Source organism: Candidatus Sphingomonas phytovorans (genome assembly GCA_029202385.1).
Lineage (GTDB): Bacteria > Pseudomonadota > Alphaproteobacteria > Sphingomonadales > Sphingomonadaceae > Sphingomonas > Sphingomonas phytovorans.
The window spans coordinates 1,718,958-1,744,080 of record CP119314.1 but is presented as its reverse complement, the minus strand read 5'-3'; the positions used below and the strand labels follow the sequence as shown (position 1 = coordinate 1,744,080).

The 25,123-nt window shown below is 65.9% G+C and carries 27 protein-coding genes and 1 tRNA gene; 21 read left to right on the top strand and 7 right to left on the bottom strand.

The annotated features are described in order from the left end of the window. The first annotated feature begins 61 nt into the window (after positions 1–61). The 6 genes from ccmC to P0Y59_08000 all read left to right on the top strand — a co-directional run bounded on the left by ccmC (position 62) and on the right by P0Y59_08000 (position 4,894). Complete coding sequence (gene ccmC / locus P0Y59_08025; GenBank protein ID WEK01607.1) at positions 62–784, top strand: heme ABC transporter permease CcmC; 723 nt, start codon at positions 62–64, stop codon at positions 782–784. A 100-nt stretch (positions 785–884) separates the two neighbouring features. After that, positions 885–1,319: a cytochrome c maturation protein CcmE gene (ccmE, locus tag P0Y59_08020; protein WEK01606.1), complete on the top strand. Its 435-nt coding sequence runs from the start codon at positions 885–887 to the stop codon at positions 1,317–1,319. After that, a complete protein-coding gene (locus tag P0Y59_08015; GenBank protein WEK01605.1) occupies positions 1,316–3,322 on the top strand; it encodes a heme lyase CcmF/NrfE family subunit in 2,007 nt (668 codons plus the stop codon). The genes ccmE and P0Y59_08015 overlap by 4 nt, the downstream gene beginning before the upstream one ends. After that, the gene (locus P0Y59_08010; protein ID WEK01604.1) at positions 3,319–3,846 is read left to right on the top strand and encodes a redoxin family protein; all 528 of its coding nucleotides are present in this window, start codon (positions 3,319–3,321) and stop codon (positions 3,844–3,846) included. The genes P0Y59_08015 and P0Y59_08010 overlap by 4 nt, the downstream gene beginning before the upstream one ends. Further along, complete coding sequence (locus P0Y59_08005; GenBank protein WEK01603.1) at positions 3,843–4,247, top strand: cytochrome c-type biogenesis protein CcmH; 405 nt, start codon at positions 3,843–3,845, stop codon at positions 4,245–4,247. The genes P0Y59_08010 and P0Y59_08005 overlap by 4 nt, the downstream gene beginning before the upstream one ends. Continuing rightward, positions 4,208–4,894, top strand: a complete 687-nt coding sequence (locus P0Y59_08000) for a hypothetical protein (GenBank protein WEK01602.1) — start codon at positions 4,208–4,210, stop codon at positions 4,892–4,894. Before P0Y59_08005 ends, P0Y59_08000 begins: the two co-directional genes overlap by 40 nt. Positions 4,895–4,954: 60 nt before the next feature. On the opposite strand, the gene ald is transcribed toward P0Y59_08000, so the two are convergent. Further along, positions 4,955–6,061, bottom strand: coding sequence for an alanine dehydrogenase (ald, locus tag P0Y59_07995; GenBank protein WEK01601.1), 1,107 nt, complete (start codon positions 6,059–6,061; stop codon positions 4,955–4,957). A gap of 129 nt (positions 6,062–6,190) precedes the next feature. Here ald and P0Y59_07990 point away from each other — a divergent pair, with 129 nt between their 5' ends. The 4 genes from P0Y59_07990 (at position 6,191) to P0Y59_07975 (ending at position 9,332) form a co-directional block, all read left to right on the top strand. Further along, positions 6,191–6,631: an Lrp/AsnC family transcriptional regulator gene (locus tag P0Y59_07990; GenBank protein WEK01600.1), complete on the top strand. Its 441-nt coding sequence runs from the start codon at positions 6,191–6,193 to the stop codon at positions 6,629–6,631. 197 nt (positions 6,632–6,828) lie between these two features. Continuing rightward, a complete protein-coding gene (locus P0Y59_07985; GenBank protein ID WEK02536.1) occupies positions 6,829–8,697 on the top strand; it encodes a potassium transporter Kup in 1,869 nt (622 codons plus the stop codon). Next, entirely contained in the window at positions 8,694–9,209 is a 516-nt protein-coding gene (locus P0Y59_07980) for a 2'-5' RNA ligase family protein (protein ID WEK01599.1), read from the top strand. Before P0Y59_07985 ends, P0Y59_07980 begins: the two co-directional genes overlap by 4 nt. Before the next feature lie 46 nt (positions 9,210–9,255). Beyond that, a tRNA-Met gene (locus tag P0Y59_07975) sits at positions 9,256–9,332 on the top strand. A 35-nt stretch (positions 9,333–9,367) separates the two neighbouring features. Here the strand turns inward: P0Y59_07975 and P0Y59_07970 are convergent. Beyond that, positions 9,368–9,832 carry an NUDIX domain-containing protein gene (locus tag P0Y59_07970; GenBank protein WEK01598.1) on the bottom strand — a complete coding sequence of 155 codons (465 nt, stop codon included), beginning with the start codon at positions 9,830–9,832 and terminating at the stop codon, positions 9,368–9,370. A gap of 163 nt (positions 9,833–9,995) precedes the next feature. On the opposite strand from P0Y59_07970, the gene P0Y59_07965 reads away from it, so the two are divergent. The 3 genes from P0Y59_07965 to trxB all read left to right on the top strand — a co-directional run bounded on the left by P0Y59_07965 (position 9,996) and on the right by trxB (position 13,076). Continuing rightward, positions 9,996–11,102: an S-(hydroxymethyl)glutathione dehydrogenase/class III alcohol dehydrogenase gene (locus P0Y59_07965; protein ID WEK01597.1), complete on the top strand. Its 1,107-nt coding sequence runs from the start codon at positions 9,996–9,998 to the stop codon at positions 11,100–11,102. Positions 11,103–11,167: 65 nt separating this feature from the next. Further along, complete coding sequence (gene fghA, locus P0Y59_07960; GenBank protein ID WEK01596.1) at positions 11,168–12,004, top strand: S-formylglutathione hydrolase; 837 nt, start codon at positions 11,168–11,170, stop codon at positions 12,002–12,004. Positions 12,005–12,110: 106 nt separating this feature from the next. Then, complete coding sequence (gene trxB / locus P0Y59_07955; GenBank protein ID WEK01595.1) at positions 12,111–13,076, top strand: thioredoxin-disulfide reductase; 966 nt, start codon at positions 12,111–12,113, stop codon at positions 13,074–13,076. A 550-nt stretch (positions 13,077–13,626) separates the two neighbouring features. On the opposite strand, the gene P0Y59_07950 is transcribed toward trxB, so the two are convergent. The 4 genes from P0Y59_07950 to P0Y59_07935 form a co-directional block, all read right to left on the bottom strand. Continuing rightward, the gene (locus P0Y59_07950; GenBank protein WEK01594.1) at positions 13,627–14,184 is read right to left on the bottom strand and encodes a dihydrofolate reductase family protein; all 558 of its coding nucleotides are present in this window, start codon (positions 14,182–14,184) and stop codon (positions 13,627–13,629) included. Then, positions 14,172–14,357: a hypothetical protein gene (locus tag P0Y59_07945; GenBank protein ID WEK01593.1), complete on the bottom strand. Its 186-nt coding sequence runs from the start codon at positions 14,355–14,357 to the stop codon at positions 14,172–14,174. Before P0Y59_07945 ends, P0Y59_07950 begins: the two co-directional genes overlap by 13 nt. A 68-nt stretch (positions 14,358–14,425) precedes the next feature. Then, positions 14,426–15,208 carry a hydrolase 1, exosortase A system-associated gene (locus tag P0Y59_07940; GenBank protein ID WEK01592.1) on the bottom strand — a complete coding sequence of 261 codons (783 nt, stop codon included), beginning with the start codon at positions 15,206–15,208 and terminating at the stop codon, positions 14,426–14,428. Then, positions 15,196–15,717 (bottom strand): hypothetical protein, encoded by a 522-nt coding sequence (locus P0Y59_07935; GenBank protein ID WEK01591.1) that lies wholly within the window; start codon positions 15,715–15,717, stop codon positions 15,196–15,198. The genes P0Y59_07940 and P0Y59_07935 overlap by 13 nt, the downstream gene beginning before the upstream one ends. Before the next feature lie 34 nt (positions 15,718–15,751). Here P0Y59_07935 and P0Y59_07930 point away from each other — a divergent pair, with 34 nt between their 5' ends. After that, positions 15,752–15,892, top strand: a complete 141-nt coding sequence (locus tag P0Y59_07930) for a hypothetical protein (protein WEK01590.1) — start codon at positions 15,752–15,754, stop codon at positions 15,890–15,892. 3 nt (positions 15,893–15,895) lie between these two features. Here P0Y59_07930 and P0Y59_07925 read toward each other — a convergent pair whose 3' ends face one another. After that, positions 15,896–16,186 (bottom strand): acyl carrier protein, encoded by a 291-nt coding sequence (locus tag P0Y59_07925; GenBank protein WEK01589.1) that lies wholly within the window; start codon positions 16,184–16,186, stop codon positions 15,896–15,898. Positions 16,187–16,275: 89 nt separating this feature from the next. On the opposite strand from P0Y59_07925, the gene P0Y59_07920 reads away from it, so the two are divergent. The 7 genes from P0Y59_07920 to P0Y59_07890 all read left to right on the top strand — a co-directional run bounded on the left by P0Y59_07920 (position 16,276) and on the right by P0Y59_07890 (position 25,120). Continuing rightward, complete coding sequence (locus P0Y59_07920; GenBank protein WEK02535.1) at positions 16,276–17,778, top strand: acyl-CoA ligase (AMP-forming), exosortase A system-associated; 1,503 nt, start codon at positions 16,276–16,278, stop codon at positions 17,776–17,778. Next, positions 17,775–19,040: a pyridoxal-dependent decarboxylase, exosortase A system-associated gene (locus tag P0Y59_07915; protein ID WEK01588.1), complete on the top strand. Its 1,266-nt coding sequence runs from the start codon at positions 17,775–17,777 to the stop codon at positions 19,038–19,040. Before P0Y59_07920 ends, P0Y59_07915 begins: the two co-directional genes overlap by 4 nt. Positions 19,041–19,162: 122 nt before the next feature. Continuing rightward, positions 19,163–19,753: a polysaccharide export protein gene (locus P0Y59_07910; GenBank protein ID WEK02534.1), complete on the top strand. Its 591-nt coding sequence runs from the start codon at positions 19,163–19,165 to the stop codon at positions 19,751–19,753. A gap of 13 nt (positions 19,754–19,766) precedes the next feature. After that, positions 19,767–21,272, top strand: a complete 1,506-nt coding sequence (locus P0Y59_07905) for a Wzz/FepE/Etk N-terminal domain-containing protein (GenBank protein ID WEK01587.1) — start codon at positions 19,767–19,769, stop codon at positions 21,270–21,272. Then, positions 21,269–22,384, top strand: a complete 1,116-nt coding sequence (locus P0Y59_07900) for an AAA family ATPase (GenBank protein ID WEK01586.1) — start codon at positions 21,269–21,271, stop codon at positions 22,382–22,384. The genes P0Y59_07905 and P0Y59_07900 overlap by 4 nt, the downstream gene beginning before the upstream one ends. Next, on the top strand, positions 22,381–23,991 hold the full coding sequence (locus tag P0Y59_07895) for a hypothetical protein (protein WEK01585.1): 1,611 nt from the start codon (positions 22,381–22,383) through the stop codon (positions 23,989–23,991). Before P0Y59_07900 ends, P0Y59_07895 begins: the two co-directional genes overlap by 4 nt. A gap of 40 nt (positions 23,992–24,031) precedes the next feature. Next, positions 24,032–25,120: an XrtA-associated ATPase gene (locus P0Y59_07890; GenBank protein WEK01584.1), complete on the top strand. Its 1,089-nt coding sequence runs from the start codon at positions 24,032–24,034 to the stop codon at positions 25,118–25,120. Positions 25,121–25,123 lie beyond the last annotated feature (3 nt).

Sequence of the window (25,123 nt, the reverse complement as noted above, 5' to 3'; positions counted from 1 at the left end):
GGACATCCATATAACGGGCGGTTGAGTAGCCTCCCGACTCTCTCTAGACGCGAAAGCCAACGTGCCCAGCCTTCATGCCCTCGCCAACCCCGCGCGCTTCCTCAAGCTCGCCAGGCCGCTGACACCCATCCTGTTCTGGGCGGGACTGGTGTTGCTCGCGATCGGCCTCTGGGGGGCGCTGTTCCGGATACCGCCTGACTATCTGCAGGGCGAGACGGTGCGGATCATGCATATTCATGTGCCGACCGCGACGCTCGGCATGGGTGGCTGGAGCGGAATCGCGCTCTGCTCGATCGTCTATCTCGTCTGGCGGCATCCGCTGGCGATGGTCGCGGCGCGGGCGATTGCGCTGCCGGGCGCCGTGTTCTGTGGTCTCTGCCTCGTCACCGGCTCGATCTGGGGGCGGCCCACCTGGGGAACCTGGTGGCAATGGGACGGGCGGCTTACCTCGATGCTGCTGCTGTTCTTCGTTTATCTCGGCTTCATGGCGCTTACCCATGCCGATGCGGAGCGGGGCGGGGACGGGCGTATTCCCGCCATTTACGGCGTCGCCGGGTCAGTGCTGCTGCCGATCATCCGATATTCGGTCGTCTGGTGGAACACGCTTCACCAGGGCCAGAGCATCAGCCTGACCCAGTCGACCATCGACAATTCCATCCTCTGGCCCTTGCCCTTCTCGCTGCTCGGTTTCTCGCTGCTCTTCGGCGCGGTGGTGCTGATGCGGATGCGGGCCCTTCTTGCCACGGCCAAGGCCGAAGCGCGCATGCGTCGGATGGCCGCATGAATCCCTGGCCGTTCGTCATCAGCGCTTACGGTATCACCTTTGCCGCGATCTCTGCGCTGGTCCTGTGGAGTTGGCTCGCAATGCGGGGGAGCGAGCGTAAATGAAGGCCAAGCATCAACGGCTGACCCTCGCCCTGCTCGCCGTCGCCGCGGTGAGCGGCGCCGCGTTGCTCGCGCTGTCGGCGCTGAAGGACCAGGCGGCGTTCTTCTACGCGCCGGGCGACGTCAGGAAGGATGGCCTGCCGATCGGGCGCGCGGTACGGCTGGGCGGCATGGTGGAGGCAGGGTCGATCGCCAAGCTCCCCGATGGCATATCGATCCGCTTTATCGTCACCGACGGCGTCGCCAAGGTGCCCGTCGCGTTCAAGGGCATCGTGCCCGACCTGTTCCGCGAGAAATCGGGCGTGGTCGCTGAGGGCAGCTTCAACCCCGACGGCAGCTTTACCGCGACCAACCTGCTGGCCAAGCATGACGAGAAATACATGCCGCCGGAGATCGCGGGCAAGATGCACGAGACGAAGTCGCTAGAACAATGATCGCCGAAGCAGGTCTTGCCGCGCTGTGGTTCGCGGCCGCGCTGGCGGCGTTGCAGCTTGCGCTGGCGGCGGTCGGTGTCCGGCGCTCGTTGCTTTCCGCTCCTCTCTCAGCGGGAGCAGACGCCAAAAAGCTTCCGGCACAGCGCTTCACCGGTGTCGAGGACGTCGCGGTCACTGACCAGCTTCTTTCGGCGGTGCGCCCGGTTGCGGTGGTGCAGGGCTTGCTGGCCGGGCTCGCCCTCCTGTTGCTGATGGTCGTCTTCGTCCGGTCGGACATGTCGGTGCTGCTCGTCGCGTCGAACAGCCATTCGGACAAGCCGCTGATCTACAAGATCGCCGGCGCCTGGGGGAACCATGAGGGCTCGATGCTGCTCTGGGTCACGATCCTCGGGCTGGCGGGTGGTGCCGTGGCAGTTCTGGAGCATCGCCTGCAGCGCACGACGCTGATCGCGACGCTTGGCGCGCAGGCGATGATCGCGCTGGGTTTCTACGCCTTTCTGCTGTTCTCCTCGAATCCGTTTGCAAGGCTGAACCCGGCACCGGCCGACGGCAACGGGCTGAACCCGTTGCTGCAGGACCCCGGCTTGGCCTTCCATCCGCCGACACTCTACATCGGTTATGTCGGCATCTCGGTTGCCTTCTCCTTCGCGGTGGGGGCGCTGGTGACGCGCGATGTCGGGCCGGCGTTTGCCCGCGCGATGCGGCCCTGGGTACTTGGCGCGTGGATTTTCCTGACGCTTGGCATCACCGCCGGCAGCTACTGGGCCTATTACGAACTCGGCTGGGGCGGCTGGTGGTTCTGGGATCCGGTCGAGAACGCCTCGCTGATGCCCTGGCTCGCGGCGACGGCGCTCCTGCATTCAGTGACGGTACTGGCGACTCGTGACGGGCTGCGCGCCTGGACGGTGATGCTCGCCGTCGTCGCCTTCTCGATGTCGATGATCGGCACCTTCCTCGTGCGGTCGGGCATCCTCACCAGCGTCCATGCCTTTGCGGTCGATCCCAAGCGCGGCGCGTTCATCCTCGTGCTGCTCGCTCTCTATATCGGCGGCGCGCTGCTGCTGTTCGCGGCACGGGTCGGGACGGTGCGCCAGGGCAGCACCTTCGAACCCGTGAGCCGCGAGGGCGCGCTGGTCGCCAACAACCTGCTGTTGTCGGTGATCCTTGGCATCGTGCTGATCGGCACGCTCTATCCGATCGTCGCCGCCGGCATGGGCGTGCAGCTTTCGGTCGGGCCGCCCTTCTTCGACAAGACGGCGGGGCCGATCGCGCTGCTGCTGGTCGCGATCATGGGAGCGGGGCCGCTGATGCGCTGGCGTCGCGACAACGCGAACGCGGTGCTCGGGCGCATGACGGTGCCGGTCGCGGCCACCGGCGTCACCCTGGCGGCGTTCGCGGCCCTTGGCGGCGGGATGGGCATCCTCCCGCTACTTGGCCTTTCGCTGGCAGCGGGGGTTGGCGCGGCGAGCATCGCGCCGCTCTGGAAGCGTGACCTGCGCCGGACGCCGCTCTTCACCTGGGGCATGGTGATCGCGCATCTCGGTATTGCGGTCAGCCTGGCCGGCATGGCCTCGGACAGTGCCTTTACCCAGCAGACCCTCGTGGCGGCACGGATCGGTGAGCCGCACCGCGTCGGACCCTTCACGGTGACGCTTGAGCATATCCGGCCGGTGATCGGCCCGAACTGGTCGGCGCTCGAAGGCACGCTGACCGTGCGGCGTGGTGAGGCTGCGTCTTTCACCCTGCGACCCCAGTCCCGTTTCTTCGCGTCGCCGCCGACCGTCACCAGCGAATCTGCCATTGCGACGAAGCTCGACGGGCAGCTTTATACCGTCCTCGGCCAGGAGGATGAGCAGGGGCGCTGGCAGTTGCGCTTGTGGTGGAAACCGTTCGTCACCCTGATATGGCTTGGCGGTGCGCTGATCGCGCTTGGCGGCGCGCTGTCATTGCTCGGGCGCGTGCGACGCGAGCGGCGCGTTGCGGCGCGGGAGGAGGAGGCATGAGGCGGGTGCTGCTCTGGGCGCCGTTCGGGGCGTTTGCCTTGCTGTTCGCGGTCGTGGCGAGCGGGCTGATCGCGCCGGCCGACCGCACGGTGAAATCGGCGATGGTGGGCAAGCCGCTACCGAAATTCGCGCTGCCGCCGATCATCGCGACCAAGCCGGGCCTCGGCAGCGAGGCCTTCCAGCAGGGCAAGCCGCGCCTGCTCAACATATTCGCAAGCTGGTGCGTGCCCTGCATTGCGGAAGCACCCAATCTGATGCGTCTCAAGGCGATGGGGGTGCCGATCGACGCGATCGCGATCCGCGATACCGGTCCGGCGATCCAGGGCTTCCTGCAACGCAATGGCGATCCCTATGAGCGGATCGGCGACGACAAGGTGAGCGCGGTTCAATTGTCGCTCGGCTCGTCCGGCGTGCCGGAAACCTTCGTGATCGACGGGCAGGGGCGCATCGTGAAGCAGCATATCGGCGATATCCGCGCTGATGATATTCCCGCGATCCTCGACGCCCTGCAGGCGGCGCAATGAAGCGCCTGGCGTTCCTCTTCCTGCTGCTCGCGGCACCACTCCAGGCAGATAGCGGACTTCCGCCCGCCGCGCTCGCCAATACCCAGTTGCGCGACCCGGCCAAGGAAGCGAAAGCCCAGGCGCTGATGGTGACGTTGCGCTGCCTCGTCTGCCAGGGCCAGTCGATCGCCGACAGCGATGCTGACATGGCGGGCGACATGCGCGCGCTGGTGCGCCAGCGAATCCAGACGGGAGAGAGCCCGGAATCGGTCCGGCGCTGGCTGATCGATCGCTACGGTGACTATGTGACCTATGATCCGCCGTTCAACGGCACGACCGCGGCCTTGTGGCTCGCGCCACTGGCGATGCTCGCCGCCGGCGCGTGGCTGGCACGTGGCAGCTTCAAGAGGCGGCGCGGTTGATGGGCTGGATCATGCTTGCCCTGATCGGTCTCGGCTCTGCGGCTTTGCTGTGGCTTGGCGGGGTTTCGCGCTCGCTCTGGAGTTTTGTCGGCGCCGCGATGATGCTCGGCGCGGCGGGCTACGCATTGCAGGGCGATCCCGCGCTGCCCGGCCATCCGGTCGCGGCCAATGCTGAGCCGATCGAGATCGATCCGGCGCTCACAGAACTGCGCGATTCGATGCTGGGGCGTTATACCGCCGAGGGCGCCTATCTGATCGCCGCCGATGGGCTGACCCGTGCGGGGGATACAAGGAATGCGGTCAGGGCCGTCTTGGGCGGGGTCAACAAATATCCGCGAAGCCTGGCGCTGTGGACCGGGCTTGGATCGGCGCTTTCCCTTCATGACGGCGTGGTGTCGCCGGCTGCGTTGTTCGCGTTCAGGCACGCGGCGGGGCTTAACAAAGAGCATCCCGCCCCGCCGTATTTCCTCGGTTTGGCGTATATCCGCGCGGGCGACTATGCGACGGCCCGGCCTTACTGGGCCAGGGCACTTGAACTTTCCCCACCCGAACAGCCCTATCGCAAGGAGATTGTGGCGCAGCTTGCCCGTCTCGATGCGTTCCTCGCCGCAGCGGAGCAGGCCCGCGGCGGCACTTCGGCCAATTAGCTTCCGATTCGCATCACGCGGGCCGGTCGCTATCCTGGGATAGGACCGGCCCGGCCTACGTCAGGCGTTCCAGGGTTCGAACGGGATGTCGAGTGCTTCTGCTACTGCCTGATGCCGGATCTTGCCGCCCGAGACGTTGAGGCCGTTGGCGAGATGTGGATCTGCCGTCATCGCTTGTTCGGCGCCGAGCCTGGCGAGCTTCATCACGAAGGGCAGGGTGGCATTGTTGAGCGCGAAGGCCGAGGTGCGGGCGACCGCGCCGGGCATGTTCGCCACGCAATAATGAATCACGCCGTCGACCTCGAATACCGGGTCCTCATGCGTGGTGGCATGCGACGTCTCGAAGCAGCCGCCCTGATCGATTGCGATATCGACCAGCACTGACCCGCGCTTCATCGTCTTGAGCATCTCGCGGGTGACCAGCTTCGGCGCGGCGGCGCCCGGCACCAGCACGGCGCCGATGACGAGATGCGCGTTCTTCACGGCTGCGGCGATCGCCGCCTTGGAGGCGTAGGCGGTCTTGATCTGGCTGCCGAAGAACATGTCGAGTTCGGCAAGGCGTGCGTTCGAGATATCGTAGATCGTCACATCGGCGCGCATGCCGACGGCCATCTGCGCGGCGTTGACGCCAGACACGCCGCCGCCAAGGATCGCGACTCGCGCCGGTGCCACGCCGGGCACGCCGCCGAGCAGCACGCCGCGGCCGCCCTGTTCCTTTTCGAGATAATGCGCGCCCACCTGAATCGACATGCGGCCGGCCACCTCGGACATCGGCTTCAGCAGCGGGAGGGAGCGGTCGTTCGCCGTCACCGTTTCATAGGCGATGCAGGTCGCGCCCGATTTCATCAGCCCCTCGGCCTGCGGCTTGTCGGCGGCGAGGTGGAGATAGGTGAAGAGCAGATGGCGCGGTTCGAGCATGGCAACTTCGCCCGGCTGCGGCTCCTTGACCTTCACGATCATGTCGGACCTGGCAAAGACGCTCGCTGCGTCCGGCAGGATCGTTGCGCCCGCCGCGACATAATCCGAATCCTCGAAATCGATGCCGAGGCCGGCGCCGGTCTGGACAAACAGTTCGTGCCCGGCCGCGAACAGTTCGGCGACCGACGGTGGGGTCAGGCCGACGCGGTATTCGTGGTTCTTGATTTCCTTGGGGACGCCGATGCGCATGGAAGCTCTCCTAGATTTTGCGCGAATCTACACCAATCGCCCCGGGAAGTACTTGCAATCTGGGGCCCGGGCTGAGGCGGTTTGCAATGTGATTGTGCATGTTGCGGATCTGTTGCAAAATGGTCCCGTATGGACAGTATAGACCGCAAGATCATCGCGCAGCTCGGGCATGAGTCGGGCATCACGAGCGAAGAGCTGGGCGACAGGGTGGGCCTGTCGCCCTCGGCAGCGCATCGCCGCGTCAAAACGCTTGAGCAACAGGGACTGATCCGCGGTTATCGCGCTCGGCTGTCGCCAGCCGCGCGAGGCAACCCTTCCACCGTATTCGTTTCGGTCACGCTCACCGATCAGCGTCAGGCGACGATGATGGCGTTCGAGCTGGCGCTTGCCTCGACCACGCAGGTCAGGGAGGCGCATCTGATGAGCGGGGAATCGGATTACCTGCTCAAGGTGCTCGTGCGGGAGGACGACAGCTATGAACGCATCCACCGCGAGGTGCTGTCCGCGCTGCCCGGCGTCCACCGGCTTGTCACCCAGTTCACCATCCGTACCCTGGCAACGGAGGAATAGATGCGTTGCTGCCCCAATCCGGGTGACGTTGCGGGGGCATTGGCCCCGTGCTAATGCGCCGCCTCTTCGAACGCAGGGGCGCAGTTCGGTTCACCCATGGCCTATATCGTTGAAAATCGGGCAAGATTGACCCGTCTGTGAGCAGTGACTCGCCAAGCGTGGATGAGTCCGCGCCCGCGGAGGCAACGGCATCCGCCATCCATCACCACAAGGACGGTCTCGCCAAGCTCGCGCTCGGCGCGATCGGCGTCGTGTTCGGCGATATCGGGACGAGTCCGCTCTACGCCTTTCGCGAGACCTTTGCCGGCCATCACAAGCTCGCGCTCGACCCGGCGCACATCATGGGCGTCGTCAGCCTGATGTTCTGGTCGATGATGGTCGTGGTGACATTCAAATATGTCTCGATCATCATGCGTGCCGACAACAAGGGCGAAGGCGGCAGCCTGGCGCTGCTGGCGCTGATTTCGGGCCAGACCAAGACTCGCCGCTGGTCGAACGGGATCATCCTGCTGGGCGTGTTCGCGACAGCCCTGTTCTACGGCGACAGCATGATCACGCCGGCGGTGTCGGTGCTGTCTGCGGTCGAGGGTCTCGCCGTCGCGGCGCCTGCCTTTGGCAGCCTGGTGCTGCCCATCGCGGTGCTGATCATCATCGGCCTGTTCATGATCCAGCGCAACGGCACGTCGCGCGTCGGGTTGTTCTTCGGCCCGATCATGCTTGCCTATTTCGCCGTGATCGCGACGCTCGGCCTGATCAGCATCGTCCACACCCCTGATATTCTCTGGGCGTTCTCGCCGCATTATGCGGTCAAGTTCTTCATGCTCGATCCGGTTCGCGCCTTCCTCGCGCTTGGCTCGGTCGTTCTGGCGGTGACGGGCGCCGAGGCGCTCTACGCTGATATGGGGCATTTCGGGCGCAACCCGATCCGCGTGTCCTGGCTGTTCTTCGTGCTGCCGGCGCTGATGCTGAACTATATGGGGCAGGGTGCCCTGCTGTCCCGCGAAGGCGCCGCCGCATTGCGCAGTCCCTTCTATATGCTCGCGCCAGAGAGCCTGCAGCTTCCGCTGGTCGTGCTTGCCACGGCGGCGGCGGTGATCGCCAGCCAGGCGGTGATCTCCGGCGCTTTCTCGGTGACTCAGCAGGCGATCCAGCTCGGTTTCATCCCGCGCCTCAGGATCGAGCATACCAACGCCGCGACCGCGGGGCAGATCTACATCCCGCTGGTCAACTGGGCGCTGCTGGTGATGGTGCTGCTGCTGGTGATGTTCTTCCGCACCTCGTCCAACCTCACGTCGGCCTATGGCATCGCGGTGACGGGCGCGATGCTGATCGATACCTGCCTGCTCTCGGTCGTGCTGTTCCGGCTGTGGCATTGGCCGAAATATTACGCGATCCCGCTCCTGGCCGTCTTCTTCATGGTCGACGGGGCCTATTTCGCGGCGAACCTGACCAAGGTGCCTTCGGGCGGCTGGTTCCCGCTGCTGGTCGGGTTCATCATCTTCACCTTCCTGACGACCTGGTCGAAGGGACGGCAGCTGATGATCGACCGGATGCGCGAGGCGGCAATGCCGATCAAGGTGTTCATCTCGTCCGCGGCGAGCTCGGCGACCCGGGTTCCCGGTACCGCTGTGTTCATGACCTCGTCGCCCGAGGGGGTGCCGCATGCGCTGCTTCACAACCTCAAGCACAACAAGGTGCTGCACGAGCGAGTCGTCCTGCTGACCGTGAAGATCATGGACGCGCCCTATCTGCCCGAATCGGAGCGCTTCAAGCTCGAGAATCTGGGCGACGGGTTCCACCGCATGATCCTCCGCTACGGTTTCATCGAGGAACCGGACGTGCCCGCGGCGCTGTCGCGTGTGCATCAATGCGGCGCCGACTTCCGGATGATGGACACCAGCTTCTTCCTCGCGCGGCAGACGCTGCTGCCCTCTGCGCGGCCGGGCATGATGATCTGGCGCGAGAAGCTGTTCGCCTGGATGCTCCGCAACGCCGAAAGCGCGATGGAGTTCTTCCGCCTGCCGACCAACCGCGTGGTCGAACTCGGCAGCCAGCTCGAGATTTGAGCGAGTCGGCCCTGACCCCAATCATCGTAACGGCCCTGTTCAGCAAGGCCGATACTGCCTGGTTCGACGGCTTGCGACGGGCGCATTTCCCGCCGGAGCATAACCGGTTGGACGCGCACCTGACGATGTTCCACCATCTCGCGCCGTCGCTCGAGGCGGAGCTGAAGCATCGGCTGGCGGGGGAAACCCGCGGTGTCAGCCCGCCCCAGGCATGGATGGCTGGCCTGATCTCGCTCGGCGGCGGCGTTGCCGTTCGGATCGAGAGCCCCGGACTGGCCGATATCCGTGAGCGGCTGGCCGAAGCCTTTGCCCCGATGCTGATGCCGCAGGACCGGGCGGGATGGCGGCCGCATGTGACGATCCAGAACAAGGTCCCGCCCGAACGGGCCAGGGCATTGCTGCGAACGCTGGAGGCAGATTTCAGGCCGCGCCCGGTCGTGATCGCAGGGTTGGCGAGCTGGTGGTATCGCGGGGGATCGTGGGCGCCGCTGTCGCGTCACATGTTCGCTTGACCCGGACGGGGATGCGCTCCTATAGGCGCCGCTCTCGAATGGCCGGGGCGGAGTAGCTCAGCTGGTTAGAGCACGGGAATCATAATCCTGGGGTCGGGGGTTCAAGTCCCTCCTCCGCTACCATTTCGTAGTGGGCCCACCTGCCATTCGCGACGTTCCTACAGATTGGCCGAATCGATCCAGCGCCGTGCGCGCCGGGAGATGCCGGCTGGCAGGTCGGCCGGATCCGCCTCGATCACGCGCTCTATCTCGATCGACCAGCGGTTGGGTCGGTACAGGACGTTGCGGACGATGAAGACCGAGGCGCGGTCCCGGCGGTGGTGAACCTGTTCGTCGACCTCGAAAGCCAGGACCGGGGCGTTGTGCGAGGTTGCCCCAATCTCTTCGCGGAGCTCGCGGACGACATTCTCCTCGGCACTCTCGCCGGCCTTCCGACCGCCTCCCGGCAGGTGCCAGCCGCGCGCATAGCTCAGTTCCACCAGGACGATCCTGCCCTCGGGGGTGAGGGCGATGGCATGGGCGCCCTCGACGTCTGGCCTGGTGAAGGCCCAGAGTCGGCCGCGACCATATTGGAACCCGCCGACCAGGATTCGCAGCGCCGTGCGGTAAAGGATGTGGATCAAGGGTCTTCCCCTCAGACCGCCGCTCCTGGCGGGAATTGCCGCGACTTGGCCCGGCATGCTGTTTTGGCATCACGGAAGCAATGCGCTTGCCGAATTCATATCGCCCTCCGCCTTTTCTGTCCTCCGCAATTCGGCTAGCGGAAGCCCGTCCAAGGAGATGCCCATGAAGACCCGCGCCGCCGTTGCCTTCGAAGCCAAGAAGCCGCTTGAGATCGTCGAGCTGGATCTGGAAGGCCCCAAGGCGGGCGAGGTGCTGGTCGAGATCATGGCGACCGGCATCTGCCACACCGACGCCTACACGCTTGACGGGCTCGATTCGGAAGGACTGTTCCCGAGCGTGCTTGGCCATGAGGGCGCAGGCATCGTGCGCGAGGTCGGACCCGGCGTGACCAGCGTGAAGCCGGGCGACCATGTCATCCCGCTCTACACCCCCGAATGCCGCCAGTGTAAGTCGTGCCTCAGCGGCAAGACCAACCTCTGCACCGCGATCCGCGCGACCCAGGGCAAGGGGCTGATGCCCGACGGCACCAGCCGCTTCAGCTACAAGGGCCAGACCATCTTCCATTATATGGGTTGCTCGACCTTTTCCAATTTCACCGTGCTGCCCGAGATCGCCGTGGCGAAGATCCGCGAGGACGCGCCGTTCAAGACGAGTTGCTATATCGGTTGCGGCGTCACCACCGGCGTGGGCGCGGTGGTCAACACCGCCAAGGTGCAGGTCGGCGACAATGTCATCGTGTTCGGCCTGGGGGGCATCGGCCTCAACGTGCTGCAGGGCGCGAAGATGGCTGGCGCGAACATGATCATCGGCGTCGACATCAACCCGGATCGCGAGGAATGGGGCCGGAAGTTCGGCATGACCCACTTCGTCAACCCGAAGGATGTCGCCGATATCGTCGCGCACCTCGTCGCGCTGACCGATGGCGGGGCCGACTATACGTTCGACTGCACCGGCAACACGACCGTGATGCGCCAGGCGCTCGAAGCGTGCCATCGCGGCTGGGGCACCAGCATCGTCATCGGCGTGGCGGAAGCGGGCAAGGAGATCAGCACCCGGCCGTTCCAGCTCGTGACCGGCCGCAACTGGCGCGGGACCGCGTTCGGCGGCGCCAAGGGCCGCACCGACGTGCCGAAGATCGTCGACTGGTACATGAACGGCAAGATCGAGATCGACCCGATGATCACTCATGTCCTCGGCCTGGAGGAGATCAACAAGGGATTCGACCTGATGCATGCCGGCGAGAGCATCCGCAGCGTCGTCGTCTACTGACCTTACTATCTCAGGAAAGGCTTCTCGACTTCGCTCGAAGCGAACGGGAGGGGGTGCGAGAAACGATGGAAACTCTCTCGACCAACAAGGCCCATGGAGGCGTGCAGGGCGTCTATCGGCACGAGTCGACCGTGACGGGTACGCCGATGACCTTCTCCGTGTTCGTGCCGGAGCATGACGAAGGCGCGACGCTGCCGGTGCTGTGGTATCTGTCGGGGCTGACCTGCACGCACGCCAACGTTACCGAGAAGGGCGAGTATCGCGCTGCCTGTGCCGAGCAGGGCGTGATCTTCATCGCGCCCGACACGTCGCCGCGCGGTGACGACGTGCCCGATGACGACGCCTATGATTTCGGCAAGGGCGCGGGCTTCTATGTCGATGCGACCGAGCAGCCCTGGTCGGCCAATTTCCGCATGCGCAGCTATATCGAGGACGAGCTGCCCGCGCTGATCGCCGCTCAGTTCCCGGTGGCCGACCTGACCCGGCAGGGGATCACCGGCCATTCGATGGGCGGCCACGGCGCGCTGACCATTGCCCTGCGCAATCAGGGGCGCTTCCGGAGCGTCTCCGCCTTCGCGCCGATCGTATCGCCGCTGCACTGCCCCTGGGGCGAGAAGGCGCTGACCGGCTATCTCGGCGCTGACCGGGAGGGCTGGCGGACCTATGATGCCTGCGCGCTGATCGCTGACGGGATGCGGGTGCCGGAAATCCTTGTCGACCAGGGAGACAAGGACAATTTTCTCACCGAGCAGCTCAAGCCCGAACTGTTGCGCGAGGCATGCGCCAAGGCCGGGATCGACCTGACGCTGCGGATGCAGCCCGGGTACGACCACAGCTATTATTTCATCTCGACCTTCCTGGCCGATCATGTCGCCTGGCATGCCGCGCGGTTGAAGGCCTGAAAGCAAAACTGCGCCGCCGCGCCATTCCGTCGGCCCCGTACCGACGCCATGTTGCCAGCCAGCCCGCATCGCCCCTAGATGCGCCAACATCATTACGGACGATTCCATGACCACCCACACGACGCGCATGCTCATCCTCGGCTCAGGCCCAGCCGGCCTTTCCGCCGCGATCTATGGCGCGCGCGCCGGCCTTGCGCCGATCGTCGTTCAGGGCATCCAGCCAGGCGGGCAGTTGATGACCACGACCGATGTGGAGAATTACCCGGGTTTCAAGGACGTGATCCAGGGCCCGTGGCTGATGGAGCAGATGCAGGCCCAGGCGGAGCATGTCGGCACGCGCATGATGTGGGACACGATCGTCGAGATCGACCTGTCGCGCAGACCCTTCCGGCTGATCGGCGACAGCGGTGACGTCTATGAGGGCGACGCGCTGGTCATCGCGACGGGCGCGCAGGCCAAGTGGCTCGGTCTCGACAGCGAGGAGGCGCTGAAGGGCAAGGGCGTCAGTGCCTGCGCGACCTGCGACGGCTTCTTCTTCCGCGGCAAGAAGATCGCGGTGATCGGCGGCGGCAATACAGCGGTCGAGGAAGCGCTGTACCTGACCAACCACAGCGACGACGTGACGCTGATCCACCGCCGCGATTCATTCCGCGCGGAGAAGATCCTTCAGGACCGTCTGTTCGCGCACAAGAACGTCAAGGTGCTCTGGAACAAGGAGGTCGAGACCTTTGTCGACGGCGGCGGCACCGCCGGGCTGGTCGCGCTCGACCTGGTGGATACCGTCACCGGCGAGAAGTCGCGACTGGAGGTCGAGGGCGGCTTCGTCGCGATCGGGCATCACCCGGCGACCGAATTATTCCGCGGGCATATCGAGCTTGATTCGGACCATTATATCAAGGTCGAGACAGGTTCGACCCGCACCAGCGTGCCCGGCGTGTTCGCGTGCGGCGATGTGATGGACAAGATCTATCGCCAGGCGGTGACGGCCGCAGGAACAGGCTGCATGGCCGCACTCGATGTCGAACGCTTCCTCGCCGAGGCCGATTTCGAGGTTGCCGAAGCGGCCGAGTGACGCCCGAGGGGGTGCGAATATCCGGCAGCGTCCGCTGTTTCGCCCGCCCGCTTTTTTCTTCCGCTGTTATGTTGGATTTCGGAGCGGAAATCGTTGCTGTATTTCAACGGCTTGCACCTCGTTTCCCTGTTAACGCATAACAGCGGAAAACGGCGGCGATTGTCGTGTGAAAATCGCTTCTTTTTGCGCTGACGGACGACGTCGTTCGTCTGTTTTTCTCGTCATGGGAAAGAGCGTCGCCGGGTGCGATTGGCAATCCGGCTGCGGGGGACGCTAGCATGGGTTTCGGGTGGTTGAATCGATGATCGTCGAGACGTCATGCCGCATCTCTCGACAAGCTCGATCAGGCTTGCTCGGGGTACCCGTCCGGTGAGTATCACAGCGCCTGCGTCCCGTCAGCGGGCAGGACGACGTTCCTGGCGGGGTGGGAAGCTGCCATTACCGAGAAGGCCTTGGCCTGAGCACCCATGGCAGAAGCAGCAGGTGTGCCGTGTCAAAGCTTCCTATGACCCACAGGCCTGCGAGTTGGAGGCGAAGAGGCTGCTCCGGGTCAACGTGCACGCCGGTAATGCATGGCGACCACGCCGTTGCGGAGCGGCCTGGCCGAGATCAGCTCAAGCCGTCGCGTGCTGGGCAGCCCGCTCTCGTAGAGGGTCGGGCCGTGGCCCGCGATCCTTGGTTGTACGAGGAGCTTGTACTCGTCGATGAGATCCAGCCGGTCCAGCTCAGTCGCGAGTTTGCCGCTACAGAGGAGCACGCCGGCTGGGGTCGCGTCCTTGAGCCTTTGTACGCCAGTGCGCAGGTCGCCGCCGATGTGATGGCTGTTGGTCCACGGGAAGGCCGTTCGCGTCGATGACACTATGTACTTCGGCTTGGCCTCAAGCTTGACCGCCCACTCGCGTATTGCCGGCGGTGCCTCCTCGTCGCCGCCAGCGACTGCCGGCCAGTAGCTTTCCATCATCTCGTAGGTGACGCGACCCCACAGCATTGCTCCACTCTCATCCATCAGGCGGGTGAAGAAGGCGTGAGTCTCGTCGTCGGCGATACCCTCCTGGTGGTCGACGCAGCCGTCCAGGGTGACGTTGATGCTGAAGCTCAATAGTCCCATGCGGCGAGCCTAAGCCATGCAACGGAGAAGATGAAGGCCGATTGCTCGCGGTTGATGTTGGACTTCCACAAGGCGGGGTACTCAGCGATGCGGGCCAGGACGTCCTTAAGCTTGGCGATGACGATCAGGCTGTAGAGGATTGCCGCGCGCTGGTCGTTGGTCCGGATATTCATCGCCTGATTGGTTCGCGACGCGGTGGACCCCGGAACAAGTCCGGGGTGACGGAGGAGGCAACGCGCGTCTATCGTTCGAGCGCAGTCTCGATCTCGTCGAATAGCCATTGCTTGTCGGCCTTGGTGGCGAAGCTGTGGCTGTCGGTGTCGTAGTCCCGCAGCACGACGTTGGCGGACGGGACCGCGTTCCATTGTTTGCGGAAGGCGATGGCGGTGTTGTCGCGCTTTGCCAGCAGGATGGTGATGGGGATCGTGCTCGCTGCCAGCGCGGCGATCAGGCGACTGGCGAGGCTGTCCGCTACCGGAGGTTTTGCGGCAGATATCTTTCTTAATCCACCGAAGATCTTCGTTATATTCACGCCGCCACGCAGCAGACGCAGCACTTCCCGCGGATCGCGCAGCTTTTGGGCGTAGCGCGCGCGGATCGCGGCGGCGGAGGGGAGGTCGTCGCTATCCTCGATCACCCAGGGATTCGCGAGGATCAGCGAGTCGATCCCGGCGACGCCGTGGAACAGGGCAAGCGCGGTCGCCGCGTCGCAATTGCCGAAGGCGACGAGGCGCCTGATGCCGGTTTCGGCGACGAGGGTCGCTGCGGCGGCGGCGATGTCCGGGGCTGATTCGAGGAAGCCTTTATTGTTGCCGGTGGAATCGCCGATGCCGCGGCGATCGTAGCGCAGGACCGGCGTGCCGGTAGCGGCGAGGCGTGCGGCGAGAAGCGCCATGCCGCGATGCGCGCCGATGCGGATCTCGTTGCCGCCGGAGACGATCAGCAGGCCGGTGGTCGCGTTGCCTTCATCCAGCGTGGCGGCGAGCCTGTCGCCGGCGCAGGGAAAGGTGATCAGGCGCCGCATGTGGCGATCCAGGCGGCGATATCGTCGGCGAGGAGCCGTGCAAGGCGGGGGTCGTTGTCCGGCTCGCTGCGCCGCCAGAGCGGCGACCCGGATATTTGGCGATCGGCGGGCAGGGCGTCCGTATCGAGACGGACGGTGCGCAGAGGCGCGCTACCGTCAGGGACGGTTGCCTTGAGTTGAGCGAGGAGCGTGCGGGAAAGCCTGTTGCCGGCAAGCTCGACAGGCGGACCGGACAGTTCGATCGCGTCGTGGGCATTGTCCTTGCCGGTGACGGCGCGGGACCGCAGCAGATCCCGGACAAGACTTTCGCCGGGGGCCGGTGAGAAGTGCCAGCGGGTGGAGAAGGGGGCATCGATGAGTGCGCCGCCGCGAATGGCGATGCCATGGACCGCGCCGCGTTCGTCGGCGACGGTGGAAGTCAACGACGAAAGGGCGCTTGTCCAATCGCTTAAGGTGATATTCTCAGTCTCGATGAGACTTTCGCCCGTGCCCGGCAGATCGGGCAGCATGCTGGCGATCCCGCGTTCGGCTAGAGCCCGCAATATGGTGACGACGAACGCCCGGGTCCGGTTGGCTTCCTCGAACAACGGCATCGCCGCGATCACGACTGGGCCACTGGCGGGGCCGAAGCGCAGCATCGCCTCGCGCCCGCCGGGCCAGTCGTACTGGTCGATCAAGGCGTGACCTTCACTGGTTTGCCTTGGCGGCGGCAAAGCGGACGAGGGAACCGAAGCTCTCCAGCATCTCGCCATCGACCTCGTCATCCTCGATCAGGATGCCGAGGCGTTCCTCCAGTTCAGTGAGCATGCCGGCCACCGCCATCGAATCCAGTTCGGGCAAGGCGCCGAACAGCGGCGTTTCGCTGCGGAAGGCGCCGACGCGCTCCTCGCTCAGGCCAAGGACATCGCGAAGCACTGCGCGGACTGTGGTATCGATTGCGGCATTGTCGTCAGGAAGCACTGCGGACCCCGGTTTCATCCCCTGTTGGCCCTGCCGTTAGAGAATGGGGGGAGGGATGCCAAGTGCAGGCCTTGGCAGCGCAGGTGCGCGATGCGTATCAGGAGGGCATGATCGATCCCATGCCGCAGCCCATCGATACCCTGCCGTTGCGCGGGAGCCCGGGCGACGTCGCGCTGGTCGACCGGGCGGGAAGCCTGGATTTCGCCGAGCTGGAGGTGCTGACGGGATCGGTGGCGGGGTGGCTGGCCGGACTGGGATTGTCACCCGGCGCTCGCGTTGCTTCCTGGCTGCCCAAGACACGCCTTGCCTGTGTCCTGCCGATGGCAGCGCCCCGAGCCGGCCTGATCCATGTGCCGATCAATCCAGTGCTGAAGCGGGCGCAGGTGGCGCATATCCTGGCCGATAGCGGGGCGGACCTGTTGGTGACTCAGTCGGCGCGCGCCTCCTCGCTCGAAGCGGGTGACATTCCCGCCGGGTGCAGGCTGGCGCTGGAGGAGGAGGCAGTCAGTGATGACGTCATGCCGCCATCTTCAGCCGATACCGATACGCTAGCGGCGATCCTCTACACCTCAGGTTCCACGGGCCGGCCCAAGGGCGTCATGCTCAGCCACGCGAACCTATGGCTCGGCGCGATCTCGGTCGCGCACTATCTCAAGCTGTCGCCGGCCGACCGGGTGCTCGGCGTGCTGCCGCTGAGCTTCGACTATGGTCAGAACCAGCTTTTCTCCACCTGGGCAGCGGGGGCATCCGTCGCACCGCTCGACTATCTGACCGCGCGTGACGTCATCAAGGCAGTCGACCGGTTCGGCGCGACGACACTCGCCGGGGTGCCGCCGCTCTGGGTACAGTTGCTCGAGGCGGAATGGCCGGCCGAGACCGCGGCTCGGTTGAAACGGTTGACCAATTCAGGCGGCGCGCTGACGCCGACAATGATCCGGGCATTGCGGCAGCGTTTTCCGGAAGCCGACCTCTATCCGATGTACGGGCTGACCGAAGCGTTCCGCTCCACCTATCTGGCGCCCGATCTGGTCGATGCGTTTCCCGAGGCGATCGGTCGGGCAATCCCCTTTGCCGAGGTGATGGCGGTCCGGGCTGATGGATCGCGCGCCGCGCCGGGGGAGCCGGGTGAACTGGTCCATGCCGGGCCGCTGGTCGCGCAGGGCTATTGGCAGGATGCCGAGCGGACCGTGCTTCGCTTCCGGCCGGCGCCGCACTGGGCCGAACATCGCGGCATGGCCGTATGGTCGGGCGATACGGTGATCGAGGGCGGGGACGGCCTGTTCCGTTTCGTCGGACGTGACGACGAGATGATCAAGAGCGCGGGCAACCGGATCAGTCCCACCGAGGTGGAGGAAGCCGTGCTGTCGGGGGGAGAGGCGATCGAGGCGGTCGCGATCGGCGTGCCCGATGCCCGGCTGGGGCAGGCGATCGTGGTGGTGGCGCGGGCAAGTGGCGATACGGTCGCTGCCGAAGTGGGATTGAGGGAGCGCCTGCGGCGCGAATTGCCGAGTTTCATGCAGCCCGCGCGCTACGAATGGCGGGGCGCCTTGCCCCGGAACGCCAATGGCAAGCTCGATCGCGCAGCCCTGAAGGCGGAGATGACGTCATGAAGCCAATGGGCGCGATTCCGGCGGAATTCCGTGGGGACGGACCGCTGCGGATAGCCGGCGAGACGGCCGGGGCGTGGATCGAGGCGGCGGGCGATACGCCGCTGTTCGTCTATGATGTCGCGGTGGTGACCGCCCGGATCGCACGGCTGCGCGCGGCGATGCCGGCGGGGCTCGACATTCATTATGCGATCAAGGCCAATCCGTTCGCGCCGCTGATCGCCGCCATGGCGCCGCTGGTCGATGGACTTGATATCGCGTCGAAGGGGGAGATGGCGCTGGCGCTGGCGGCGAAGCCGGGCAGCGCGATCAGCTTTGCCGGCCCCGGCAAGCGCGACGGGGAGATCGTCGCGGCGATCGAGGCAGGCGTGACGCTCAATCTGGAATCGGAGGGTGAGGCGATCCGCGCGCTGATGGCGGCTGAACGGCTTGGCGTGACGCCGCGTCTCGCGGTGCGCGTCAATCCCGAGATCGAGCTGCGCGGATCCGGCATGCGCATGGGGGGCAGGGCATCACCCTTCGGGATCGACGCCGATCGCGCCGGGGCGATCGCGAAGCGGCTGGTCGCGGCGGGGGCCGACTGGCGCGGCTTTCATATCTTCGCCGGATCCCAGGCGCTCGATCCCCAGGCGATCATCGAGACCCAGGCCGAGACGCTGGCGCTGGCCGGGCGACTGGCCGATGAGGTCGGCGTCACGCCGCCGCTGGTCAATCTCGGTGGCGGGTTCGGCATTCCCTATTTCGCGGGCGAGGAGCCGCTCGACATCGAGGCGATCGGCACGGCGCTGGGCGAGCGCATGGCATCGCTGCCGCCATCACTGGAGGGCGCTCGCTTCGCCATAGAGCTGGGACGATGGCTGGTCGGCGAGGCTGGTGTCTATCTGACCCGGGTGATCGACCGGAAGGAAAGCCGGGGCGAGACCTTCCTTGTCGTGGATGGCGGGTTGCATCATCAACTGGCGGCCTCGGGCAATTTCGGCACGGTGGTGAAGCGGAACTATCCGGTGTCGGTCGCGACCGCGACGCCGGGCGAGGTCACGGAGACGGTCAGCGTGGTCGGGTGCCTGTGCACGCCGCTCGACCGGCTTGCCGATCGCGTTTCGCTGCCCCCGGCGAAGCCAGGAGACATCATCGCGGTGTTCATGGCGGGGGCCTATGGGCTGTCGGCGAGCCCCGCCGCCTTTCTCGGGCACGAGCTTCCGGGCCAGATACTCGCGGGTGGCCCGGATACTCCTAACGCAATCTTCACCTCTTCCGCGCCATAGCGGGACCATAGCCGCGAACCCTGCCGGAGTGACGTCACCGGCGGAGAATGGCGGCGGGAGGTCTTGTGATGGGTTTTTCGCGTGGTTTCAGTGGCCTGGCTCTATTGTCCGGCGGCGCCCTTATGCTTAACGGCTGCATGGGTGGCGGTGGGCGGTCGGAACTGCCGCCAGCGAGCTTCGTGGCGTCGCAGGAGCAGCCGGGCGAAGAATATATCATCGGCCCGCTCGACCAGCTCAATATCTTCGTGTGGCGCAACCCCGAGCTGTCGGCGAAGGTTCAGGTGCGCCCGGACGGCCGGATCACCACGCCGCTGATCAGCGATATGCCCGCGGTGGGCAAGACGCCCGCGATGCTCGCCGACGACATGAAGATCGCGCTCGGCGAATATATCAAGGACCCGATCGTCTCGGTCATCGTCGAGAATTTCTCCGGCACGTTCAGCCAGCAGGTGCGCATCGTCGGCGCGACAGAAAAGCCGGCGTCGATCCCGTATCGCGCCAACATGACCCTGCTCGACGCGATGATCTCGGTCGGCGGGCTCAGCCAATATGCCGCGGGCAACCGTGCCAAGCTGGTCCGCTACGACCGCAATACGGGCAAGCAGGTCGAATATAACATCAAGCTTTCCAGTCTCCTGAAGAACGGCGATTCGAGCGCGAACGTACGGCTCGAGCCGGGCGACGTGATCATCATCCCCGAGAGCATGTTCTAGGAGTCGCCGGGGGATGAACGGCCTTTACGACGAGATCAGGATAGCGATCCACGCGATCTGGACGCGACGCTGGCTGGCGCTGGCGGTCGCCTGGGTGATCGCGGTGGTCGGCTGGCTGATGGTTTCGCAGATTCCGAACAGCTATGAATCGCGGGCGCGCATCTTCGTGCAGATGCAGACGATCCTGCCGAGCGCGGTGGGCATCACCGCCGCCGACCAGCAGAAGGACGTCGACACGATCCGCCAGACGCTGACGTCAGCCACGAACATGGAGAAGGTCGTGCGCGGCACCGACCTGGCCAACAGCGTTTCGAGCGACCGCGACGTCGCCGACCGGGTGGCGGGCCTGCAAAAGGCGATCAAGATCACCGCGCAGCAGGACAATCTGTTCGAGATCGTCGTGACCGGATCGAGCCCCAAGGTAGCGCGCCAGGTCGTGCAGAAGCTGATCGACCTGTTCGTCGAGCAGAATCTGGCGGGTGACCGGGACGAGACGACCCAGTCGCTCGGCTTCCTCGACGCCCAGCTCGAGCAGCGCCAGAAGCAGCTTCAGGAAGCCGAGGCCAAGCGGGCCGATTTCCAGAACCGCTATCTCGGGTCGCTGCCCGGTACCGGATCGCTGACCGACCGCATGGGCGCCGCGCGCACCCAGATGGCACAGGTCGACAGCGACCTCGCCGCCGCCCAGTCGAGCCTTGCCGCGCTGAGCGGCCAGATGGCGGGAACCCCGCAGACCGTCGCGGGCGCCGGACCGACCGGCGGACCGGCACGGGCGCGGCTCGCCGCGATCCAGGGCCAGCTCGCGGATGCGCGGGCCAAGGGCTATACCGAGAATCATCCCGACGTGGTCGCGCTGCGCAGCCAGCTCGCCGCGGCGCAGGCGGCCGCGCGCAACGAGCCGGTCGGCGCGGGCGGCGGGGCGAACAACCCGCTCTATCTCTCGCTGAAATCGATGCAGGCGGACAAGCAGGCGACCGTCGCCGCGCTGACCATGCGCAAGACCCAGCTCCAGTCCGATCTCGAGCAGATCAATACGAAGCTGGCGGGCGACCCGGCGGTCGCCGCCGAGCAGTCGCAGATCGAGAACAACTACCAGGTGCTCAAGGACCAGTATTCCAAGCTGCTGGCCGACCGCGAGGCGATCAAGCTGCGCGGCCAGGCCCAGACTCAGACCGATGCGATCAAGTTCAGCGTGATCGACCCGCCGACAGCGCCGCGCGTGCCGACCGCGCCGAACCGGCCGCTGCTGCTGACTGGCGCGCTGCTCGCCGGCATCGTCGGGGGGATCGGCGCCGCCTTCGCCATGGGGCAGTTGCAGACGACCTTCGCCACGGCGGGGCGGCTCGAGCGCGCCACCGGCATGCCGGTGATCGGATCGATCGGGGAGATGGTGACACGGGCGCAGATCATGGCACGCCGGCGCAAGCTGATCTATTTCGGCGGCGGCGCCGGAGCGCTGGTGGTCGCCTATGTCGGGCTGCTCGGGGTCGAGATGCTGCAACGGGGGCTGGCGGCATGAGCGACACGACACCCCGCAAGCCAAGCGGATCGCTGCTCGAACGCGCGGCCGAGGTCTATGATTTCGGCATGAATCTGCGGCCCGCGCGTCAGGACGACGTGCGCGACCATGACGTCGTGCAGGAAATCCGGGAGGTTCCGCAGGAACCTCTGGAGGATGTGCGGGAGCCGCGGCCGATCCGTGCGCCGTTCCTTGAGGAAGAGGCGTTTTCGGCACCTTATGAGGAGGGGCCCTATGAGGAAGCGCCCCATGAGGAAGCGCCCCATGAGGAAGCGCCCTATGAGGAGGTGTCCTATGGGGAAGCGCCGCCACCTCCCACGCAGGAACTTCCGCTGGAAGAGGTGCTGCCGCCGCTTGCGCCCCCCACGCGGACCATGCGCGGTGCCGTGATCGACCGGGCGATGCTTGCCGCGAAGGGACTGCTCGTGCCCGGCGCGCCGATCGGGGCGCTGGTCGAGGAATTCCGCCAGGTGAAACGCCAGCTGCTCCAGACCGCGCGCGTCGTGCGCAAATCGGACGGTGATCGTTCGCGGACCATCCTGGTCTGCTCGGCCAAGCCGAATGACGGCAAGACCTATTGCGCGGTGAACCTCGCCATCTCGATGGCGGCGGAGCGCGAGGTCGAGGTGCTGCTGGTCGATGCGGATTTCGCCAAGCCCGATGTGATGAACCGGCTTGGCCTGAAGGACGGCCCGGGCCTGCTCGATGCCCTTGCCGACCCGCGAATCGACATCGAGGCATGCGTGGTCAGGACCGATATCCCGCAGCTCAGCCTGTTGCCCGCGGGCAAGAAATCGAACACCGATACCGAGTTGCTCGCCAGCCGGCGGACCAGCGAGATCATCGCCAACCTGCTTGCCGCCGATCCGAAGCGGCTGCTGATCTTCGATTCGCCGCCAGTGCTGGCGGCGTCGCCCGCATCCGTCCTCGCCAATCATGCGGGGCAGGTGCTGCTGATCGTCCGCGCCGATTGCACCAGCGAAGGGGATCTGCGCGATGCGGTCGCGCAGCTCGACGGCTGCGAACATATCCAGCTGGTGCTGAATGCGGTGTCGTTCGTGCCCGGCGGCCGCCGTTTCGGCAGCTATTACGACCAGGAGGACGCAAAATGATGCGCCCGACGATCATCATCGGCACGGCGATGGCGGCCATGCTCGCCGCCGCGCCGGCGGCCGCGCAGGACGGCCAGCGCACCAAGACGATCGCGCCCTATATCGAGCTCGGCCAGGTGCTGACCGCCGACCTGCAATCGGGCGATGTGCTGACCTATTCCACCATCGCGGCCGGGGTCGATGCGTCGATCCAGACCCAGCGCACCCAGATGCAGATCAGCTACCGCTACGAGCGGCGCATCTCCTGGAGCAAGAAGGTCGGCGACGACGACATCCATAGCGGGCTCGCGCGGGCGGCGGTGAAGATCGCGCCCGGCTTTAGCCTCGAGGGCGGCGCGCTCGCGACCCGGGCTCGCTCCGACATCCGCGGCGCGGCGCCGGGCGTGCTCGCCGGCAATGTCGACAATATCTCGCAGATCTATTCGGCCTATGCCGGGCCGACGCTCGCGACCAATGTCGGCCCGCTCAACGTCAATGCCAGCTATCGCTTCGGCTATACCAAGGTCGAATCGCCGGGCGTGACGGGGGTTGCGCCCGGCAGTCCGAAGCTCGACGTGTTCGACAGCGCGACGAGCCACGTCGCTCAGGCGAGCGTCGGCGTGAGGGCGGGAACCGTGCTGCCGGTCGGCGTTACGGTGAGCGGTGCCTATGAACGCGACGATGCGAGGCAGCTCGACCAGCGATACGAGGGTAAATTCGTGCGGGGCGACGTCGTCCTGCCGGTGGCGCCCACGCTCGCGCTGACCGCGGGTGCCGGATATGAGAAGATCGTCGTCAGCCAGAAGGATCCCCTGCTCGATGCCGGTGGCCAGCCGGTCGTCGATGCCGCCGGCCGGTTCCAGACCGATCCGGCGTCGCCACGGCGAATCGCTTATGAGACTGACGGCCTGATCTACGATGCGGGCGTGATCTGGCGGCCGTCGCCGCGCACCACGCTCCAGGCGCGCGTCGGCCGGCGCTATGGCGGCATGACCTATACCGGATCGTTCAGCTATGCGGCGAGCCGGTCGGTCGGGCTGCAGATCGGGGTGTACGACAGCGTCGATACCTTCGCGCGCCAGCTGCGCGACGGCATTGCCGGATTGCCGACCAGCTTCCTCGAGCAGCGCGACGCGTTCGGCCAGCAATTCTCGGGCTGCACCTATGGCGCGTCGAGCGGCGCGCCCGGCGGATGCCTGAACGGGATCTTCCAGTCGATCACCAGCTCAAGCTATCGTGCCAGGGGCGTCGACGCAGTGCTGACCGCCAATCGCGGGCCGCTCCAGTTCGGGGTCGGCGCCGGCTACGCCAACCGCCGCTTCTATGCGCCGGGCGGGACCGGCTTCACCATCAACGGGGTGACTGACGAAAGCTATTACGGCCAGGCCTTCGTCTCAGCCGCGATCGACCGGAATTCCGGGGTGACCGGCACGCTGTTCGCCAATTATTACCAGAGCGGAATCGGCAACGCGCCGGGCGTGCTGGGGACCGGGGCGACCGGGCAATATTACCATAATTTCGGCCGGATCGGGACGACGGCGTCGGTCGGGATCTATCAGTTCAGCCAGGAGGGAATGGACGATCAGGTTTCCGGCACGGCCCAGCTCGGGATGCGCTATCAATTCTGAAATACGTGGCGGCCTATGGTCGCGCGTTAGGACGGTGACAATGTACGACGACCATTATGGATTGAGCGGCCGGCCGTTCCAGCTTACGCCCGATCCGCGTTTCTGGTTCGATACCGCCACGCATCGCAAGGCGATGGCCTATCTCGGCTATGGGCTTGCCCAGGGCGAGGGGTTCATCGTCATTACCGGCGATGTCGGCGCGGGCAAGACGACGCTGGTCGGCCATCTGATGGCGACGGTCGACCGCGAGCGGCTGCACATCGTCAAGATCGTCTCCACCCAGATCGAGGCGGACGACCTGCTGCGTCTGGTGGCGGATGGGCTGGAGGTCGACAGCGCGGGCATGACCAAGGCGCAGCTGCTGACCGCGATCGAGCGCGGGCTGCACGCGATGGCGCGGTCGGGGCGGCGCACACTGCTGATCGTCGACGAGGCGCAGGCACTGCCCGTCTCTGCGCTGGAGGAGTTGCGCATGCTCTCCAACTTCCAGGCGGGCGGTCACGCGCTGCTCCAGATCTTCCTGCTTGGCCAGCCCGAGTTCCGCGAACGGCTTCATGGATCCGACCGGCTCGAACAGCTGCGCCAGCGCGTGATCGCGATGCACCATCTCGATCCGATGGGCCCGGAAGAGGTCGAGCCCTATATGGTCCACCGGCTTTCAGTGGTCGGCTGGCAGGGACGGCCGCGCTTCACGCCGGAGGCTTTCGAGGCGATCTACAGGGGATCGGACGGCGTGCCACGGCGGCTGAACCAGCTTGCCGGGCGGGTGCTGCTGTTCGGGGCGATCGAGCAGCTCGACACGATCGACGGGCGCGCGGTTGCCTCGGTGATCGCCGACATGGCGGGCGATGCGCCGGTGGCGAAGCCTGTTTTTGCCACTGACCGGGCGCCGATGCGGGTTGTCGACACGACCCCCGACAGCGCCGCGCCGCCGCCGGTCGAGCCGGCGCGCCAGAAGGATGTTCCCGCGACGCCGGGTGACGCTGCGCTTGCCGCGCGCCTGGCGGCGCTCGAGGCGCGGGTCCAGGACCAGGACGCGGTGATGCGCCGGGTGCTGACCCTGCTGGTCGACTGGGTCGAGGGCGAGCAGCAGCCCGACCTTGAGTCGGTGCGCGCGGTCAGCCGGTAGCGG

What these genes read in the sequence shown, in the direction of transcription:
- P0Y59_08010 (WEK01604.1), top strand. Translation starts at nt 3,319, where the DNA reads ATGAGGCGGGTGCTGCTCTGGGCGCCGTTCGGGGCGTTTGCCTTGCTG.
- P0Y59_07945 (WEK01593.1), bottom strand. Translation starts at nt 14,357, where the DNA reads ATGAATATCCGGACCAACGACCAGCGCGCGGCAATCCTCTACAGCCTG.
- P0Y59_07935 (WEK01591.1), bottom strand. Translation starts at nt 15,717, where the DNA reads ATGCTGCCCGATCTGCCGGGCACGGGCGAAAGTCTCATCGAGACTGAG.
- P0Y59_07890 (WEK01584.1), top strand. Translation starts at nt 24,032, where the DNA reads ATGTACGACGACCATTATGGATTGAGCGGCCGGCCGTTCCAGCTTACG.
- fghA (WEK01596.1), top strand. Translation starts at nt 11,168, where the DNA reads ATGGAAACTCTCTCGACCAACAAGGCCCATGGAGGCGTGCAGGGCGTC.
- P0Y59_07905 (WEK01587.1), top strand. Translation starts at nt 19,767, where the DNA reads ATGAACGGCCTTTACGACGAGATCAGGATAGCGATCCACGCGATCTGG.
- P0Y59_07940 (WEK01592.1), bottom strand. Translation starts at nt 15,208, where the DNA reads ATGCGGCGCCTGATCACCTTTCCCTGCGCCGGCGACAGGCTCGCCGCC.
- P0Y59_08005 (WEK01603.1), top strand. Translation starts at nt 3,843, where the DNA reads ATGAAGCGCCTGGCGTTCCTCTTCCTGCTGCTCGCGGCACCACTCCAG.
- P0Y59_07965 (WEK01597.1), top strand. Translation starts at nt 9,996, where the DNA reads ATGAAGACCCGCGCCGCCGTTGCCTTCGAAGCCAAGAAGCCGCTTGAG.
- P0Y59_08015 (WEK01605.1), top strand. Translation starts at nt 1,316, where the DNA reads ATGATCGCCGAAGCAGGTCTTGCCGCGCTGTGGTTCGCGGCCGCGCTG.
- P0Y59_07930 (WEK01590.1), top strand. Translation starts at nt 15,752, where the DNA reads ATGGTGACGACGAACGCCCGGGTCCGGTTGGCTTCCTCGAACAACGGC.
- P0Y59_07920 (WEK02535.1), top strand. Translation starts at nt 16,276, where the DNA reads ATGATCGATCCCATGCCGCAGCCCATCGATACCCTGCCGTTGCGCGGG.
- P0Y59_07915 (WEK01588.1), top strand. Translation starts at nt 17,775, where the DNA reads ATGAAGCCAATGGGCGCGATTCCGGCGGAATTCCGTGGGGACGGACCG.
- P0Y59_07990 (WEK01600.1), top strand. Translation starts at nt 6,191, where the DNA reads ATGGACAGTATAGACCGCAAGATCATCGCGCAGCTCGGGCATGAGTCG.
- P0Y59_07925 (WEK01589.1), bottom strand. Translation starts at nt 16,186, where the DNA reads ATGAAACCGGGGTCCGCAGTGCTTCCTGACGACAATGCCGCAATCGAT.
- P0Y59_07895 (WEK01585.1), top strand. Translation starts at nt 22,381, where the DNA reads ATGATGCGCCCGACGATCATCATCGGCACGGCGATGGCGGCCATGCTC.
- ald (WEK01601.1), bottom strand. Translation starts at nt 6,061, where the DNA reads ATGCGCATCGGCGTCCCCAAGGAAATCAAGAACCACGAATACCGCGTC.
- ccmE (WEK01606.1), top strand. Translation starts at nt 885, where the DNA reads ATGAAGGCCAAGCATCAACGGCTGACCCTCGCCCTGCTCGCCGTCGCC.
- P0Y59_07950 (WEK01594.1), bottom strand. Translation starts at nt 14,184, where the DNA reads ATGGGACTATTGAGCTTCAGCATCAACGTCACCCTGGACGGCTGCGTC.
- trxB (WEK01595.1), top strand. Translation starts at nt 12,111, where the DNA reads ATGACCACCCACACGACGCGCATGCTCATCCTCGGCTCAGGCCCAGCC.
- P0Y59_07910 (WEK02534.1), top strand. Translation starts at nt 19,163, where the DNA reads ATGCTTAACGGCTGCATGGGTGGCGGTGGGCGGTCGGAACTGCCGCCA.
- P0Y59_07900 (WEK01586.1), top strand. Translation starts at nt 21,269, where the DNA reads ATGAGCGACACGACACCCCGCAAGCCAAGCGGATCGCTGCTCGAACGC.